The organism is Streptomyces scabiei 87.22 (assembly GCF_000091305.1).
GTDB classification, from domain to species: domain Bacteria; phylum Actinomycetota; class Actinomycetes; order Streptomycetales; family Streptomycetaceae; genus Streptomyces; species Streptomyces scabiei.
This window is the reverse complement of record NC_013929.1, coordinates 8313740-8329565: the sequence shown is the minus strand read 5'-3', so window position 1 is coordinate 8329565 and position 15826 is coordinate 8313740. Positions and strand designations below refer to the sequence as shown.

The window sequence follows — 15826 nt, the reverse complement described above, 5'->3', positions numbered from 1 at the left end:
CACCCCGGCCGTCGGCGGCGGGGGCGCATCCCCGCCCGCGCGCCCCGCGCATATGCCGCCACGCCCCCACACCGTGACCAGCGGAGCGAATTCGCGTTGGTCAAGAAAGAGTTGACCACTACGGGCCGCAATCGCGGCACTGCCCCTTTTCACGCCGGTTCGAGAGGCTTGTTCATGGCCGACCACGCAACCCACGACGCCCAGGCTCGGGCCAGCCTGCACTTGCTGGTGCGGGACATCGAGCGGGTCCGCCGGCAGGTGGACGCACTGCGCACCCTCACCGCCCAGTTGGGCAACGTCTACCGCCCGCGCCGCTCCGGCCCCTCCACGGGCTTCGTCGTCTACGGACGCGCCCCCGCCCCGACCGTCCGCCTCGCCCAGGAGCTGCGGGACAGTGTCGAGACCCTGGTCACGGCCGCCGTGGACTTCGACCGCTCCCTCGGATTCTCGTGGGACGCGGTGGGCTCGGCCCTCGGCGTCACCAAGCAGGCCGTGCACCGCCGTTACGGCGCCCGGCGCGCGGCCGCCCAGGCCGCCGCGGAGGCGGAGCGGACGGGCGATCCCCAGGGCCCCCGCCCCGTCAACGTCGCCTCCGGCATCCCCACGGTCCCCGCGGCCCGCTCGATGCCTGCCCCGATCCCGGCCCCGATGCCCGCGCACATGCCGACCCAGCCGACAGCGGGCAGCCCCACCCTGCGCGAGGACGTCAGACCCACGGCCTTCCCCGGCCCGCGCAACGGCTGACCGACCCACTGCCTCCCGGCTCCCCGCCGGGAGGCAGCCCCGTGCCGGGTGGCACCACGCCGTCCCCAGTGCGCCCCACCCCGTTCAGCCGATGTCGGGCGGATCCACGCGAATTCGCACGCGCGCACTCTCGCTCACTCCCCGCGCCATCCGCGCCGCCTGAGCGGCCTTCAGCGCGGCGGCCAGCGCGGCCCCGCTCCCCGGCGGCACCCGGACCAGCGCCCGCTCCCACCGCTCCCCCGGCGTCGGCGCCCCCGCCCGCCGCGCCCTGCCCGAGTCCGGCCCCGGGGCGGGCCCGGCCCCGGAGACCGGTCCGGCCGTCGGCACGGGTCCCAGCACCTCGGCATCCGACGGCAGTTCGACCGCGGCCAGAAAGTCGACGACCGCCTCGGCGGTCCCGGACACGGCCGCCATCCGGGAGACCGGCGGGAACCCCAGCTCGGCCCGCTCGGCGAGTTCCCGCACGGCGTGCCCCACCGGATCCCACCGCACGAGCGCCTGGACCGGCCGCAGCGTCGGCTCGGCGACCACGACGACCGTGCCGCCCGCCCCCTGGTCCCGTACCAGCGCTGCGGCACCGATCCAGCGCCGCAGCGCGTCCTCTCCGGCCCGCAGATCGGGCCTGCCGAGCATGGCCCACCCGTCGAGCAGCAACGCGGCCGCGTACCCGCCCTCGGCGACGGGCTCGGCCCCCGGCGTACTCACGACCAGCGCGGGCGTCCCCGGCACGGTGTCCAGCACCTGCTCCCGCCCGGAGGTCCGTACGGGTACGGCCGGAAAGGCGCGCCCCAGTTCCTCGGCGGTCCGCCGCGCCCCCACGACCTGGGCCCGCAGCCGGTGGCCGCCGCACTCGGGGCAGTGCCAGCCGCCCTCCTCACGCCCGCACCACCCGCACACCAGTGCCCCGGCACCGTCCCGCGCCTCCAGCGGCCCCGCGCAGTGCCGGCACCGCGCGGGTTCGCGGCAGCGCGCGCAGGCCATCCGCGGCACATACCCCCGCCGGGGAACCTGTACGAGCACGGGCCCGTCCCTGAGGCCCTCGCGCGCGACCTGCCAGGCGAGGCTGGGCAGCCGCGCCGCCCGGGCCGCCTCGTCCCGCGCGAGATCGCCGTCCCCCACCGTCCGCACCAGCGGCGCGGCGGCCCGCACCCGCTCCCGCCCGGCCACGATCGGCGCGGCCCACCCGCTCTCCACGAGCTGGGCGGCCTCGACCGTACAGCTCCAGCTCCCCAGCAGGAAGGCGCACCTGTCCCGCGAGGACCGCAGCTCCAGCACCTCGCGCACATGCGGGAAGGGAGCGTTGTCGTCGCTGTGGCCGCTGTCGCCGTCGTCCCAGACCACGACCAGCCCCGGATCGCGCACGGGCGCGAACATGGCCGCCCGGGTCCCGACCACCGCCCGGACGGCCCCCCGCCGCACGGCCAGCCACTCCCGGTACCGCCGCTCCTGCCCGGCGTCGGCCGTCAGCAGCGCGTGCCGGCCCTCCCCCAGCAGCGCCCCGAGCGCCTCGTCCACCCGGGTCGCGGGCCGCCCCGCCGGTACGACGACGAGTGCCCCCCGCCCGGAGGCGAGCGTCGCCTGCACGGCCCGGGCGATCTCCTCGGCCCACTCCGGCCCCGGGAGCGCGGTCCACACCGCCCGCGGCGCGCCCCCGCCCGCCAGGGACCGGAGGAAGTCCGGGCCTCGCCCGTACCGCGCCCACGACCCGGGCTCGGGAGCGGCCGGGGGCGGCAGTGGCTCGCCCGACTCCACCGCCTCGGCCCGGGCGTGCCGAGGCGGGACGGCCAGCTGCAGCACGTCCGCGAGGCTTCCCGCGTACCGGTCCGCGACGGCCCGTGCGAGCCCCAGCAGCTCCGGGCTCAGCACCGGCTCCGGCGAGACGACCTGGGCGAGCGCGGCCAGCGCCCCGGGGTAGTCCGACTCGGCGACCCGCTCGACCAGGAACCCGTCGATCAGCGAGCCGCCCTCGCGCCGCCCTTCCCGGACGGTGCGCCCCCCGGCCCCGAACCGCACCCGGACCCGGACCCCGGGCCGGGCGACCTCGTCCAGCTCCTCCGGCACCGCGTAGTCGAAGTACCGGTCGAGATGGAGCACGCCCTTGTCGACCAGCACCCGGGCGACGGGCAGCTCCTTCGCCAGCGCCGCGCCCCGCCAGGTCCGCGGCTTGGCGCGCGGCGCCTTGGCCTTGCGCACCGCCTCCCGGACCAGCGCGAGCTGCTCAGGCCCCGCGTCCCCCGCCGCGCCGCCGTCCCTCGTCCCGTCCTCGCCGCTCACACCGGCATTCTTCCAAAGACCACTGACAACCGACGCCGCCCGCGATCATCGAGGCGCGATCACACACACGGCGAGGCCCGGCGCCCCCGAAGGGACACCGGGCCTCGCCGGAGAACGGAGGAACCGTGGGACCTACAGCCCCGCGGCCGTGCGCAGCGCCTCGACGCGGTCCGTGCGCTCCCAGGTGAACTCGGGCAGCTCACGGCCGAAGTGGCCGTACGCGGCGGTCTGGCCGTAGATCGGGCGCAGCAGGTCGAGGTCGCGGATGATGGCGGCCGGGCGGAGGTCGAAGACCTCGTCGATGGCCTTCTCGATCCGGTCGGTGTCGACCTTGGCGGTGCCGAAGGTCTCGACGAAGAGACCGACGGGCTCGGCCTTGCCGATGGCGTACGCCACCTGGACCTCGCAGCGGGAGGCGAGGCCGGCCGCGACGACGTTCTTGGCGACCCAGCGCATCGCGTACGCGGCGGAGCGGTCGACCTTGGACGGGTCCTTGCCGGAGAAGGCGCCGCCACCGTGGCGGGCCATGCCGCCGTACGTGTCGATGATGATCTTGCGGCCGGTGAGGCCGGCGTCGCCCATCGGGCCGCCGATCTCGAAGCGGCCGGTCGGGTTGACCAGCAGGCGGTAGCCCTCGGTCTCCAGCTTGATGCCGTCGTCCAGCAGGGCCTTCAGCTCCGGCTCCACCACGAACTCGCGAATGTCGGGGGCCAGCAGCGACTCCAGGTCGATGTCGCTCGCGTGCTGCGAGGAGACGACGACCGTGTCCAGGCGGACCGCCTTGTCACCGTCGTACTCGATGGTGACCTGGGTCTTTCCGTCGGGACGGAGGTAGGGGATCGTGCCGTTCTTGCGGACCTCGGACAGGCGCTTCGACAGCCGGTGCGCCAGGAAGATCGGCAGCGGCATCAGCGTCGGCGTCTCGTCCGTCGCGTAACCGAACATCAGGCCCTGGTCGCCGGCGCCCTGGCGGTCCAGCTCGTCCTCGTCGCCCTCGACCCGGTTCTCGTAGGCCGTGTCCACACCCTGCGCGATGTCCGGGGACTGCGAGCCGATCGACACCGACACACCGCAGGAGGCGCCGTCGAAGCCCTTCTTCGACGAGTCGTAGCCGATGTCCAGGATGGTGTCGCGCACCAGCTGGGCGATCGGCGCGTACGCCTTGGTCGTGACCTCGCCGGCCACGTGCACCAGGCCGGTCGTGATGAGCGTCTCCACCGCTACACGGGACGTGGGGTCCTCGCGCAGCAGCGCATCGAGAATGGCATCGCTGATCTGGTCAGCGATCTTGTCGGGGTGGCCCTCGGTCACGGACTCCGAGGTGAACAGACGACGGGACACAACGCTCCCTGGGGTTGCAGCGGCTGCTGGCTGATCATTGGCGGACGTGCTCGGGGGCTGCGCCCGGCGTCGTCCGAGAACAGTTTATCGGTCGGGCTCGGCCACCGGCCCACCTGTCTCGCCTCTCGGGAGCCTTGTGACCTGCGGCACGTGCATTCTGCCCAATGGCCGTAGCTGTCCGCCAGGGTCGCCACGCCCCAATGTGCGAGGTTCGAGGCAGACGTGACGCGAATGGCACTGTCAGCGGAGGCGGTCCGCGACCAGGTCCCACACCGTTTCGGCCAGGGCCTCCTTCGGGCCGTACGGCACCGGCGTCTCACTTCCGTCGGCTCCCAGCACCACGGCCTCGTTCTCCTCGGACCCGAAGGTCTTGCGCTCCCCCACCTCGTTCACCACCAGCAGGTCGCACCCCTTGCGTGCCAGTTTGGCGCGGCCGTTGGCAAGGACGTCGTCGGTCTCCGCGGCGAAGCCGACGACCACCTGACCGGGGCGGGGGCGGTCCGCCGAGATCTCCGCGAGGATGTCCGGATTACGCACCAGGACGAGGGGCGCGGGCTCCTGACCGTCCTTCTTCTTGATCTTCCCGGTGGCGTAGGTGTCGGGGCGGAAGTCGGCGACCGCCGCCGCCATCACCACGACGTCGGCGTCCGGCGCCGCCTTGAGCACCGCCTCGCGCAGCTGCACGGCCGTGCCGATCCGTACGACGTCCACGCCCGCGGGGTCCGGCAGTCCGGTGTTGGCCTCGATCAGGGTGACGCGGGCGCCCCGCGCGGCGGCGGTGCGGGCCAGGGCGTAGCCCTGTTTGCCGGAGGAGCGGTTGCCGAGGAAGCGGACCGGGTCGAGCGGCTCGCGGGTGCCGCCGGCGGTGACGACGACGTGCCGTCCGGCGAGGTCCGGCTCGGCGACGCCCCGGGCCAGCACCCGGCGGCAGACCTCGAAGATCTCCCCGGGGTCCGGGAGCCGGCCCTTGCCGGTGTCGGCGCCGGTCAGTCGGCCCACGGCGGGGTCGATGACGAGAGCGCCCCGGCGGCGCAGCGTCGCCACGTTCTCCTGGGTGGCCGGGTGTTCCCACATCTCGGTGTGCATGGCGGGGGCGAAGACGACGGGACACCGGGCGGTGAGCAGGGTGTTGGTGAGGAGGTCGTCGGCGAGGCCGTGGGCGGCCTTGGCCAGCATGTCGGCGGTCGCCGGGGCGACGACCACCAGGTCGGCGGCCTGGCCGATGCGGACGTGCGGCACCTCGTGGACGCTCTCCCAGACCTCGGTGGAGACCGGGTTGCCGGAGAGCGCGGACCAGGTCGCGGCGCCCACGAAGTGCAGCGCGGAGTCGGTCGGCACGACCCGGACGTCATGTCCGGACTCGGTCAGCCGACGCAGCAGTTCGCACGCCTTGTAGGCGGCGATCCCGCCGCTGACCCCCAGAACGACCTTCGGCTTGCCCACCGTGCCTCCCCGCACTCGGATGTGTACGCGCTCCATGACACACCACAGGCCCGACAGTCGCTCCCCCAGCTGACGCTGGGAGGTGCCCTCTGCCGGGCCTGTGGAAAAACCTACCGCGATCCGCTGATACGACTTACGCGGGGCCTTCGACGGCCTCGGACGTCAGCAGACCCGCGTTGATCTCGCGCAGGGCGATCGAGAGCGGCTTCTCGTGCACATGGGTGTCGACGAGAGGACCGACGTACTCGAGGAGACCCTCGCCGAGCTGCGAGTAGTACGCGTTGATCTGGCGAGCACGCTTGGCCGCGTAGATCACGAGGCTGTACTTCGAGTCGGTTGCCTCGAGGAGCTCGTCGATCGGCGGGTTGATGATGCCCTCGGGCGCGGAGATGGAAGAGGACACGCTCTACCTTCCGATGGATGGGAAAAGATCGGTCGTGATCACAGAAAACGGACAGAACCCGTGATCACACAACATCCACCAAGGCTAGCAGCTCGCGAGCCACGTCCTCGACGGAGGTGTTGACCAGGGTGACGTCGAACTCCGGCTCGGCCGCCAGCTCGATCTTGGCCGCCTCCAGGCGGCGTTCGATCACCTCGGGCGGTTCGGTGCCCCGCCCGGTGAGCCGGCGCACCAGCTCGTCCCAGGAGGGAGGCGCCAGGAAGACCAGCTGGGCGTCCGGCATGGTCTCGCGGACCTGCCGTGCGCCCTGGAGGTCGATCTCCAGCAGAACCGGCTCACCCTTCTCCAGGCGTTCGAGCACGGCGGCCCGGGGAGTGCCGTAGCGGTTGCCGGCGAACTCGGCCCACTCCAGCAGCTCGCCGTTGGCGATCAGCTTGTCCATCTCCTCGTCGGTGACGAAGAAGTAGTGGACTCCGTTCCGCTCACCGGGGCGCGGCTTGCGGGTCGTCGCCGACACCGAGAGCCAGACCTCGGGGTGCGCCTTGCGCATATGGGCGACGACCGTGCTCTTGCCGACCCCGGAGGGGCCGGAGAGCACGGTCAGCCGCGGACGTACGTCCGGGGGCTCGGGGGTCGTCCCCCGGAATGTTGCAGCCATGCAGCGATTATTCCAGCAATCCCGGAGTGCCCGGGACTCCCTTCCCGTCAGGGGACGGGATCAGGAACCGGTGCTGCCGAACTCACGCTCCAGGGAGGCGATCTGGTTGGAACCGAGGCCGCGGACACGACGGCTCTCGGAGATGCCCAGTCGCTCCATGATCTGCTTGGCGCGGACCTTGCCCACGCCCGGCAGGGACTCGAGCAGGGCGGAGACCTTCATCTTGCCGATGACGTCGTTCTCCTGGCCCTGCTTGATGACCTCGTGCAGGGAGGCGCCGGAGTGCTTGAGTCGATTCTTGACCTCGGCCCGCTCCCGGCGAGCCGCGGCGGCCTTTTCGAGCGCGGCTGCGCGCTGTTCAGGGGTAAGGGGCGGAAGAGCCACGCCTACGTCACCTCGGATGTCGAACTGTCGGATACGGACCGGTGAGGAACCTAGTCGCCCCTCACCTGGGGTGCCACGAGCAACACGCTTGCCCGTCGACCCTGCTCGGAGACTAGCGGCCAAGTCCGCCGGAGTCAGCGAGAACAGCGGAAAAGTCCTGGTCAGCCTCCATGGAGTCGGACATAAGCCGCATAATGCCCCGGATTTGAGAATGTATTCAGACTCAAGCCGTCCGGGAACCGCCTCCCGGCACTCATCGGAGGTCTCGGGCGGCGGCGGTCGCGGTGCGGATCTCGTCCGCGAAACGATCCGAGGCGTCACGCAGAGCGACGATGGCGGGACCGTGACGAAGGACACCCCGGCTGACGTTCGGGACGACCTGACGCACGGCGCTCCCGAAGACCGCCGGAAGATCGGCCGGGGTGGCTCCCTGGGCACCGATCCCGGGTGCCAGGAGGGGACCGCCGATGTTCAGGTCGTAGGACGAGAGGTCACCGAGCGTGGCGCCGACGACGGCGCCGAAGGACCCCAGCGGCGCCTCGCCGGCGTTCTCTGCCGCCAGGTGCGCCAGCATGGTCGCGCCCACGTTCCGTCCGTCGCCGCGCAGGGCGTGCTGGACCTCGCCGCCCTCCGGGTTCGAGGTGAGGGCCAGCACGAAGAGTCCGGCCCCGTTCTCGCGCGCCAGGGCCACGGCGGGCTTCAGGGAGCCGTAGCCGAGGTACGGCGAGACCGTCAGCGCGTCCGAGAACAGGGGCGCGTCCTTGTGCAGGAAGGTCTCGGCGTACGCGGCCATGGTGGAGCCGATGTCGCCCCGCTTGGCGTCCATGACGACCAGCGCGCCGGCGGACCGCGCCTCCTGGACGGACCTCTCCAGCACGGCGACGCCCCGGGACCCGAAGCGTTCGAAGAACGCGCTCTGCGGCTTGAGGACGGCCACCCGGTCCGCCAGGGCCTCGACGACCGTGCGGCTGAAGCGCTCCAGGCCCGCGATGTCGTCGTTCAGGCCCCAGTCGGCCAGCAGGGAGGCGTGCGGGTCGATGCCCACGCAGAGCGGCCCGCGCTCGTCCATGGACCGGCGCAGCCGTGCGCCGAAGGGCTCGGTCATACGGTCTTCCTCACGTCGGCGCCGACGGCGTCGGCGAGAGTGGCGTACGGGCTGGTGCGCAGGCGGGCGGCCAGGCCCTTGTGCACGGCGCGGGCCCAGAAGGGGCCCTCGTAGACGAAGGCGCTGTAGCCCTGGACCAGCGTGGCGCCCGCCAGGATGCGCTGCCAGGCGTCCTCGGCGTTCTCGACGCCGCCGACGCCCACCAGGGTGATCCGGTCGCCCACGCGCGCGTAGAGGCGGCGCAGGACCGCGAGGGAGCGGGCCTTGACGGGGGCGCCGGAGAGACCGCCCGTCTCCTTCACGAGGGCGGGGTCGGAGGTGAGGCCGAGGCCCTCGCGCGCGATAGTGGTGTTCGTGGCGATGATCCCGTCCAGGCCGAGTTCCACGGCGAGGTCGGCGACCGCGTCGACGTCCTCGTCGGCGAGGTCCGGCGCGATCTTCACCAGCAGCGGGACGCGGCGGGTGCGGACCGTGCGGTCGGCGGCCTCGCGCACGGCGGTGAGCAGCGGCCGCAGCGCCTCGGTGGCCTGGAGGTTGCGCAGGCCGGGCGTGTTGGGCGAGGAGACGTTGACGACGAGGTAGTCGGCGTACGCGGCGAGGCGCTCGGTGGACTTCACGTAGTCCTGCGCGGCCTCCTCCTCCGGGACGACCTTGGTCTTGCCGATGTTGACACCCACGACCGTCCTGAACACGGGCGTCCGGGAGGCCAGGCGGGCGGCGACGGCGAGGGAGCCCTCGTTGTTGAAGCCCATGCGGTTGATCAGGGCGCGGTCGGCGACCAGGCGGAACAGCCGCTGCTTGGGGTTGCCGGGCTGGGCCTCGCCGGTGACCGTGCCGATCTCGACGTGGTCGAAGCCGAGCATCGACATCCCGTCGACAGCGACGGCGTTCTTGTCGAACCCGGCGGCCAGCCCGAAGGGGCCGTGCATGCGCAGCCCGAACGCCTCGGTGCGCAGCTCCTCGTAGCGGGGCGCGAGCGCGGCGGCGACGAAGGTGCGCAGGACGGGGACGCGGGCGGCGAGGCGGATCCAGCGGAAGGCCAGGTGGTGGGCCTGCTCGGGATCCATCCGTCGGAAGACGAGCCGGAAGAAGATCTTGTACATGTTCCTGTCCTCGAAGGAGCGCCTCACGAAGAGGTCTCGCGAAGAGGGGGACACCGTTTCCGGTGTCCCCCTCAGGGCTGCTAGTCGCGGGCCGCGATCAGGTGTTCCGCGTGTTCCTGGAGCGAGCGCACGCCCACGTCGCCGTGGTTGAGCGCGTCGATGCCCTGGACGGCCGCGGCGAGCGCCTGGACCGTCGTCAGGCAGGGCACGGACCGGGCCACGGCCGCCGTACGGATGTCGTAGCCGTCGAGGCGGCCGCCGGTGCCGTACGGGGTGTTGACGATGAGGTCGACCTCGCCGTCGTGGATGAGCTGGACGATGGTCTTCTCGCCGTTCGGGCCGGTGCCCTCGGACTGCTTGCGCACGACGGTGGCGTTGATGCCGTTGCGCTTGAGGACCTCGGCCGTGCCGGACGTGGCGAGCAGTTCGAAGCCGTGCGCGACCAGCTCGCGCGCCGGGAAGATCATCGAACGCTTGTCGCGGTTGGCGACCGAGATGAACGCGCGGCCCTTGGTGGGCAGCGGCCCGTAGGCGCCGGCCTGCGACTTGGCGTACGCCGTGCCGAAGACCGAGTCGATGCCCATGACCTCGCCGGTGGAGCGCATCTCCGGGCCGAGGATGGTGTCGACGCCGCGCCCGTGGATGTCGCGGAAGCGCGACCAGGGCATCACGGCCTCCTTGACGGAGATCGGCGCGTCGAGCGGCAGCTCCCCGCCGTCGCCGTTGGCCGGAAGCAGTCCCTCCGTCCGCAGCTCGGCGATGGTCGCGCCCAGCGAGATCCGGGCGGCGGCCTTGGCCAGCGGCACCGCGGTCGCCTTCGAGGTGAAGGGGACGGTGCGGGAGGCGCGCGGGTTGGCCTCCAGGACGTAGAGGATGTCCCCGGCCATCGCGAACTGGATGTTGATCAGACCGCGTACGCCGACGCCCTTGGCGATCGCCTCGGTGGAGGCCCGCAGGCGCTTGATGTCGAAGCCGCCGAGGGTGATCGGGGGCAGGGCGCACGCCGAGTCGCCGGAGTGGATGCCGGCCTCCTCGATGTGCTCCATGACGCCGCCGAGGTACAGCTCGTGGCCGTCGTACAGGGCGTCCACGTCGATCTCGATGGCGTCGTCGAGGAAGCGGTCGACCAGGACCGGCCGGGAGGGGCTGATCTCGGTCGACTCGGCGATGTACGACTCCAGGCGGGCCTCGTCGTACACGATCTCCATGCCGCGTCCGCCGAGCACGTAGGACGGGCGGACGAGGACCGGGTAGCCGATCTCGTCGGCGATGGCCTTGGCGCCGGCGAAGGTGGTGGCCGTGCCGTGCTTCGGCGCGGGCAGGCCCGCCTCGGCGAGCACCTGGCCGAAGGCGCCGCGGTCCTCGGCGGCGTGGATGGCCTCCGGGGAGGTGCCGACGACGGGGACGCCGTTGTCCTTGAGCGCCTGCGACAGGCCCAGCGGGGTCTGGCCGCCGAGCTGGACGACGACACCCGCGATCGGCCCGGCCAGCGACTCGGCGTGCACGATCTCCAGCACGTCCTCCAGCGTCAGCGGCTCGAAGTACAGGCGGTCGGAGGTGTCGTAGTCGGTCGAGACGGTCTCCGGGTTGCAGTTGACCATCACGGTCTCGTAGCCCGCGTCGCTCAGCGCGAAGGAGGCGTGGACGCAGGAGTAGTCGAACTCGATGCCCTGGCCGATGCGGTTCGGGCCCGATCCGAGGATGATCACGGCCGGCTTCTCGCGCGGGGCGACCTCCGTCTCCTCGTCGTACGAGGAGTAGAAGTACGGCGTCCTCGCGGCGAACTCGGCGGCGCAGGTGTCGACCGTCTTGTAGACCGGGCGCACGCCCAGCGCGTGCCGCACCTCGCGCACGACGTCCTCGCGCAGCCCGCGGATCTCGGCGATCTGCTGGTCGGAGAAGCCGTGCCGCTTGGCCTCGGCCAGCAGCTCCGGGTCGAGCTTGTCGGCCTCGGCCAGCTCGTCCGCGATCTCCTTGATCAGGAAGAGCTGGTCGACGAACCACGGGTCGATCTTCGTGGCCTCGAAGACCTCCTCGGGCGTGGCGCCCGCGCGGACGGCCTGCATGACGGTGTTGATCCGGCCGTCGGTCGGCCGGACGGCCTCTTCGAGGAGGAGGGCCTTGTCGCCGGGCTCGCCGACGAAGGTGAACTGGCTGCCCTTCTTCTCCAGCGACCGCAGCGCCTTCTGCAGCGCCTCGGTGAAGTTGCGGCCGATCGCCATGGCCTCGCCGACCGACTTCATGGTCGTGGTCAGGGAGGAGTCCGCGGAGGGGAACTTCTCGAAGGCGAACCGCGGGGCCTTGACGACGACGTAGTCGAGCGTCGGCTCGAAGGAGGCCGGGGTCTGCTCGGTGATGTCGTTGGGGATCTCGTCGAGCGTGTAGCCGACGGCCAGCTTGGCGGCGATCTTGGCGATCGGGAAGCCGGTCGCCTTGGAGGCGAGGGCGGAGGACCGCGACACGCGCGGGTTCATCTCGATGACGATGACCCGGCCGTCCTCGGGGTTCACCGCGAACTGGATGTTGCAGCCGCCGGTGTCGACGCCGACCTCGCGGATGATCGCGATGCCGACGTCACGCAGCACCTGGTACTCGCGGTCGGTCAGGGTCATCGCGGGCGCGACCGTGATCGAGTCGCCGGTGTGCACGCCCATGGGGTCGAAGTTCTCGATGGAGCAGACGACCACGACGTTGTCGTTCTTGTCGCGCATCAGCTCCAGCTCGTACTCCTTCCAGCCGAGGATGGACTCCTCCAGGAGCACCTCGGTGGTCGGCGAGAGGGTGAGGCCCTGGCCGGCGATGCGGCGCAGTTCCTCCTCGTCGTGCGCGAAGCCGGAGCCGGCGCCGCCCATGGTGAAGGAGGGGCGGACGACGACGGGGTAGCCGCCGAGGGTGTCGACGCCCTTGATCACGTCGTCCATGGAATGGCAGATGACCGAGCGGGCGGACTCGCCGTGCCCGATCTTGGCACGGACGGCCTCGACGACGTCCTTGAAGAGGTCGCGGTCCTCGCCCTTGTTGATGGCCTCGACGTTGGCGCCGATCAGTTCGACGCCGTACTTCTCCAGCGTCCCGGCCTCGTGCAGCGAGATGGCCGTGTTGAGGGCCGTCTGACCGCCCAGGGTGGGCAGGAGCGTGTCGGGGCGCTCCTTGGCGATGATCTTCTCGACGAACTCCGGGGTGATCGGCTCGACGTAGGTGGCGTCGGCGATCTCCGGGTCGGTCATGATCGTCGCCGGGTTGGAGTTGACCAGGACGACGCGCAGGCCCTCGGCCTTGAGCACGCGGCACGCCTGGGTGCCGGAGTAGTCGAACTCGGCGGCCTGGCCGATGACGATCGGGCCGGAGCCGATGACCAGGACGGACTGGATATCGGTGCGCTTAGGCACGCTGGCCCTCCATCAGGGATACGAAGCGGTCGAACAGGTAGGCGGCGTCGTGCGGGCCCGCTGCCGCTTCGGGGTGGTACTGGACGCTGAAGGCCGGGCGGTCGAGGAGCTGGAGCCCCTCCACCACGTTGTCGTTGAGGCACACGTGGGAGACCTCGGCGCGGCCGAAGGGGGTCTCGGAGACCTGGTCGAGCGGAGCGTCGACGGCGAAGCCGTGGTTGTGCGCGGTGACCTCGACCTTGCCGGTCGTACGGTCCTGCACGGGCTGGTTGATGCCCCGGTGGCCGTACTTCAGCTTGTAGGTGCCGAAGCCGAGGGCGCGGCCGAGGATCTGGTTGCCGAAGCAGATGCCGAAGAGCGGGGTGGAGCGCTCCAGGACCGCCCGCATGACGGAGACGGCGTGGTCGGCGGTGGCGGGGTCGCCGGGGCCGTTGGAGAAGAAGACACCGTCGGGGTTCACGGCGTAGACGTCCTCGGCGGTCGCCGTGGCCGGCAGGACGTGCACCTCGATGCCGCGCTCGGCCATGCGGTGCGGGGTCATGCCCTTGATGCCGAGGTCCACGGCGGCGACGGTGAACTTCTTCGTGCCGATCGCGGGGACGACGTACGTCTCCTTGGTCGCGACCTCCGCGGAGAGGTTCGCGCCCTTCATCTCGGGGGCCTCGCGGACCTCGGTGAGCATGACGCCCTCGTCGGGCAGCGCGTTGCCGGAGAAGATGCCGACGCGCATCGCGCCGCGCTCGCGCAGGTGGCGGGTGAGGGCGCGGGTGTCGATGCCGGAGATGCCGACGACGCCCTGGGCGCGCAGTTCGTCGTCCAGGGAGCGGCGGGAGCGCCAGTTGGAGGGCACGCGCGCGGGGTCGCGGACGACGTAGCCGGAGACCCAGATCTTCCGGGACTCGGGGTCCTCGTCGTTGACGCCGGTGTTGCCGACGTGCGGGGCGGTCATGACGACCACCTGGCGGTGGTACGACGGGTCCGTGAGGGTCTCCTGGTAGCCGGTCATCCCGGTGGAGAACACGGCCTCGCCGAAGGTCACCCCCACGGCCCCGTAGGCACGGCCGCGGAAGATCCGGCCGTCCTCCAGGACGAGTACGGCGGGAACCCTGGTGGCTCCCCGGGTGGAGGTCGTCATCGTGCGCCTTCCGTTTCCGTCGTAGTGATCATCTGGTTCAGGGTCTCGACCCACTCGTTGTGCTCGGCCGCGCGGTCGGAGCGGAACCCGGAGTCGAGCAGCTTGCCGCCGTGCTCCCAGGTGACGACCAGCAGTCCGCCCTCGGTGAGGACCTTGCCGGCGATGCCCTTGTCGAGGCGGGCCTCGCGCAGGGCGCCGGCCGGCACGAAGAAGTCGGTCGCTCCCGGGCGGACGACGTCCAGGCCGGCGTCCGTCAGCGTCAGCTCGACCCGGCTGCGGGCGCCCAGGCCGTGCGCCACGATCCGGTCGAGCCACTGCCCGGCGGTGGTGGAGCCGTGGTACCGGCCGCTCATGCCCAGTCTGGCCTCGCCCGGCTCGTCCGGCGCGTCGGGCAGCTCGGGCAGATCGCCCTGGAGCGTGCCGCGCCAGCTCCAGCCCTCGCGCATCAGCCAGTAGACGAGCGCGACGAACAGGGCGAGTCCGACGACCCAGCCGATACGCGCGGCCCAGTCGGTGACCTCGGCCGATTCCTTCTCGGCGGCCAGCAGAATTACAGGTGTCACGTGAGCTTCCCGTCGACGAGCGTGGCCTTGCCCCGCAGCCACGTGTGCGTGACACGGCCCGGCAGCTCGCGGCCCTCGTAGGGGGTGTTGCGGCTGCGCGAGGCGAAGCCCGCGGGATCCACCGACCCACGGTATGCCGTGTCGACGAGCGTGAGGTTGGCGGGCTCACCTGCCGAGACGGGACGTCCGTGCCCGGCCGCCCCGCCGATCTTCGCGGGCTTGACCGACATACGGTCCGCGACGCCCGCCCAGTCGAGCAGACCGGTGGCGACCATCGTCTCCTGGACCACGGACAGCGCGGTCTCCAGGCCGACCATGCCCATGGCCGCGGCGGCCCACTCGCAGTCCTTGTCCTCGTGGGGGTGCGGGGCGTGGTCGGTGGCGACGATGTCGATCGTGCCGTCGGCGAGCGCCTCGCGCAGGGCCAGCACGTCGCGCTCGGTGCGCAGCGGCGGGTTGACCTTGTAGACCGGGTTGTAGGAGCGCACCAGCTCGTCGGTGAGGAGGAGGTGGTGCGGGGTGACCTCGGCGGTGACGTCGATGCCGCGGGACTTGGCCCAGCGGACGATCTCGACGGACCCGGCGGTCGACAGGTGGCAGATGTGGACGCGGGAGCCGACGTGCTCGGCGAGCAGGACATCCCGGGCGATGATCGATTCTTCGGCCACCGCGGGCCAGCCGCCGAGGCCCAGCTCGGCGGAGATGACGCCCTCGTTCATCTGGGCGCCCTCGGTCAGCCGGGGCTCCTGCGCGTGCTGGGCGACGACCCCGCCGAACGCCTTCACGTACTCCAGGGCCCGGCGCATGATCACCGCGTCGTCGACGCACTTGCCGTCGTCCGAGAAGACGGTGACCCCGGCGGCCGACTCGTGCATCGCGCCCAGCTCGGCGAGCTTCCTGCCCTCCAGGCCGACGGTGACGGCGCCGATGGGCTGGACGTCGCAGTAGCCGTGCTCCTGCCCGAGCCGGTAGACCTGCTCGACCACACCGGCCGTGTCGGCGACGGGGAAGGTGTTGGCCATGGCGAAGACGGCCGTGTAGCCGCCGGAGGCCGCCGCGCGCGTGCCGGTCAGCACGGTCTCGGAGTCCTCGCGGCCGGGCTCGCGCAGATGGGTGTGCAGGTCGACCAGGCCCGGCAGGAGCACCTGGCCGTCGGCCTCGACGACCTGGGCGTCCTCGGCGGACAGCCCGGTACCGATCTCCGCGATGATCTCGCCGTCGATCAGGACGTCCTGCGGCTCGCCGCCCAGCACCTTCGCACCACGGATCAGGATCTTGCTCATG

Annotated in this window: 13 protein-coding genes; 1 reads left to right on the top strand and 12 read right to left on the bottom strand. The window is 71.8% G+C overall.

Annotation, left to right across the window (positions count from 1 at the left end):
• The first annotated feature begins 174 nt into the window (after positions 1–174).
• Positions 175–744 (top strand): hypothetical protein, encoded by a 570-nt coding sequence (locus SCAB_RS36090; RefSeq protein WP_041670049.1) that lies wholly within the window; start codon positions 175–177, stop codon positions 742–744.
• Positions 745–828: 84 nt separating this feature from the next.
• On the opposite strand, the gene SCAB_RS36085 is transcribed toward SCAB_RS36090, so the two are convergent.
• From SCAB_RS36085 to SCAB_RS36030, 12 genes are all read right to left on the bottom strand, one after another.
• Positions 829–3018 (bottom strand): primosomal protein N', encoded by a 2190-nt coding sequence (locus SCAB_RS36085; RefSeq protein ID WP_013005043.1) that lies wholly within the window; start codon positions 3016–3018, stop codon positions 829–831.
• 132 nt (positions 3019–3150) lie between these two features.
• Entirely contained in the window at positions 3151–4359 is a 1209-nt protein-coding gene (metK, locus tag SCAB_RS36080) for a methionine adenosyltransferase (protein ID WP_037725700.1), read from the bottom strand.
• A gap of 240 nt (positions 4360–4599) precedes the next feature.
• A complete protein-coding gene (gene coaBC / locus SCAB_RS36075; protein ID WP_037725775.1) occupies positions 4600–5802 on the bottom strand; it encodes a bifunctional phosphopantothenoylcysteine decarboxylase/phosphopantothenate--cysteine ligase CoaBC in 1203 nt (400 codons plus the stop codon).
• 133 nt (positions 5803–5935) lie between these two features.
• The gene (rpoZ, locus tag SCAB_RS36070; RefSeq protein WP_005485492.1) at positions 5936–6205 is read right to left on the bottom strand and encodes a DNA-directed RNA polymerase subunit omega; all 270 of its coding nucleotides are present in this window, start codon (positions 6203–6205) and stop codon (positions 5936–5938) included.
• 64 nt (positions 6206–6269) lie between these two features.
• Positions 6270–6863 carry a guanylate kinase gene (gene gmk / locus SCAB_RS36065; RefSeq protein ID WP_013005040.1) on the bottom strand — a complete coding sequence of 198 codons (594 nt, stop codon included), beginning with the start codon at positions 6861–6863 and terminating at the stop codon, positions 6270–6272.
• Between the two features lie 60 nt (positions 6864–6923).
• Entirely contained in the window at positions 6924–7247 is a 324-nt protein-coding gene (locus tag SCAB_RS36060; protein ID WP_003977346.1) for an integration host factor, read from the bottom strand.
• Positions 7248–7500: 253 nt separating this feature from the next.
• Positions 7501–8352, bottom strand: coding sequence for an orotidine-5'-phosphate decarboxylase (gene pyrF / locus SCAB_RS36055; RefSeq protein WP_013005039.1), 852 nt, complete (start codon positions 8350–8352; stop codon positions 7501–7503).
• On the bottom strand, positions 8349–9455 hold the full coding sequence (locus SCAB_RS36050; protein WP_037725774.1) for a quinone-dependent dihydroorotate dehydrogenase: 1107 nt from the start codon (positions 9453–9455) through the stop codon (positions 8349–8351). The genes pyrF and SCAB_RS36050 overlap by 4 nt, the downstream gene beginning before the upstream one ends.
• 80 nt (positions 9456–9535) lie before the next feature.
• Positions 9536–12844, bottom strand: a complete 3309-nt coding sequence (gene carB / locus SCAB_RS36045) for a carbamoyl-phosphate synthase large subunit (protein ID WP_013005037.1) — start codon at positions 12842–12844, stop codon at positions 9536–9538.
• Positions 12837–13979, bottom strand: coding sequence for a glutamine-hydrolyzing carbamoyl-phosphate synthase small subunit (gene carA, locus SCAB_RS36040; RefSeq protein WP_013005036.1), 1143 nt, complete (start codon positions 13977–13979; stop codon positions 12837–12839). The genes carB and carA overlap by 8 nt, the downstream gene beginning before the upstream one ends.
• Positions 13976–14542, bottom strand: coding sequence for a PH-like domain-containing protein (locus tag SCAB_RS36035; RefSeq protein WP_013005035.1), 567 nt, complete (start codon positions 14540–14542; stop codon positions 13976–13978). The genes carA and SCAB_RS36035 overlap by 4 nt, the downstream gene beginning before the upstream one ends.
• A complete protein-coding gene (locus SCAB_RS36030; RefSeq protein ID WP_013005034.1) occupies positions 14539–15825 on the bottom strand; it encodes a dihydroorotase in 1287 nt (428 codons plus the stop codon). Before SCAB_RS36030 ends, SCAB_RS36035 begins: the two co-directional genes overlap by 4 nt.
• Position 15826: the final 1 nt, after the last annotated feature.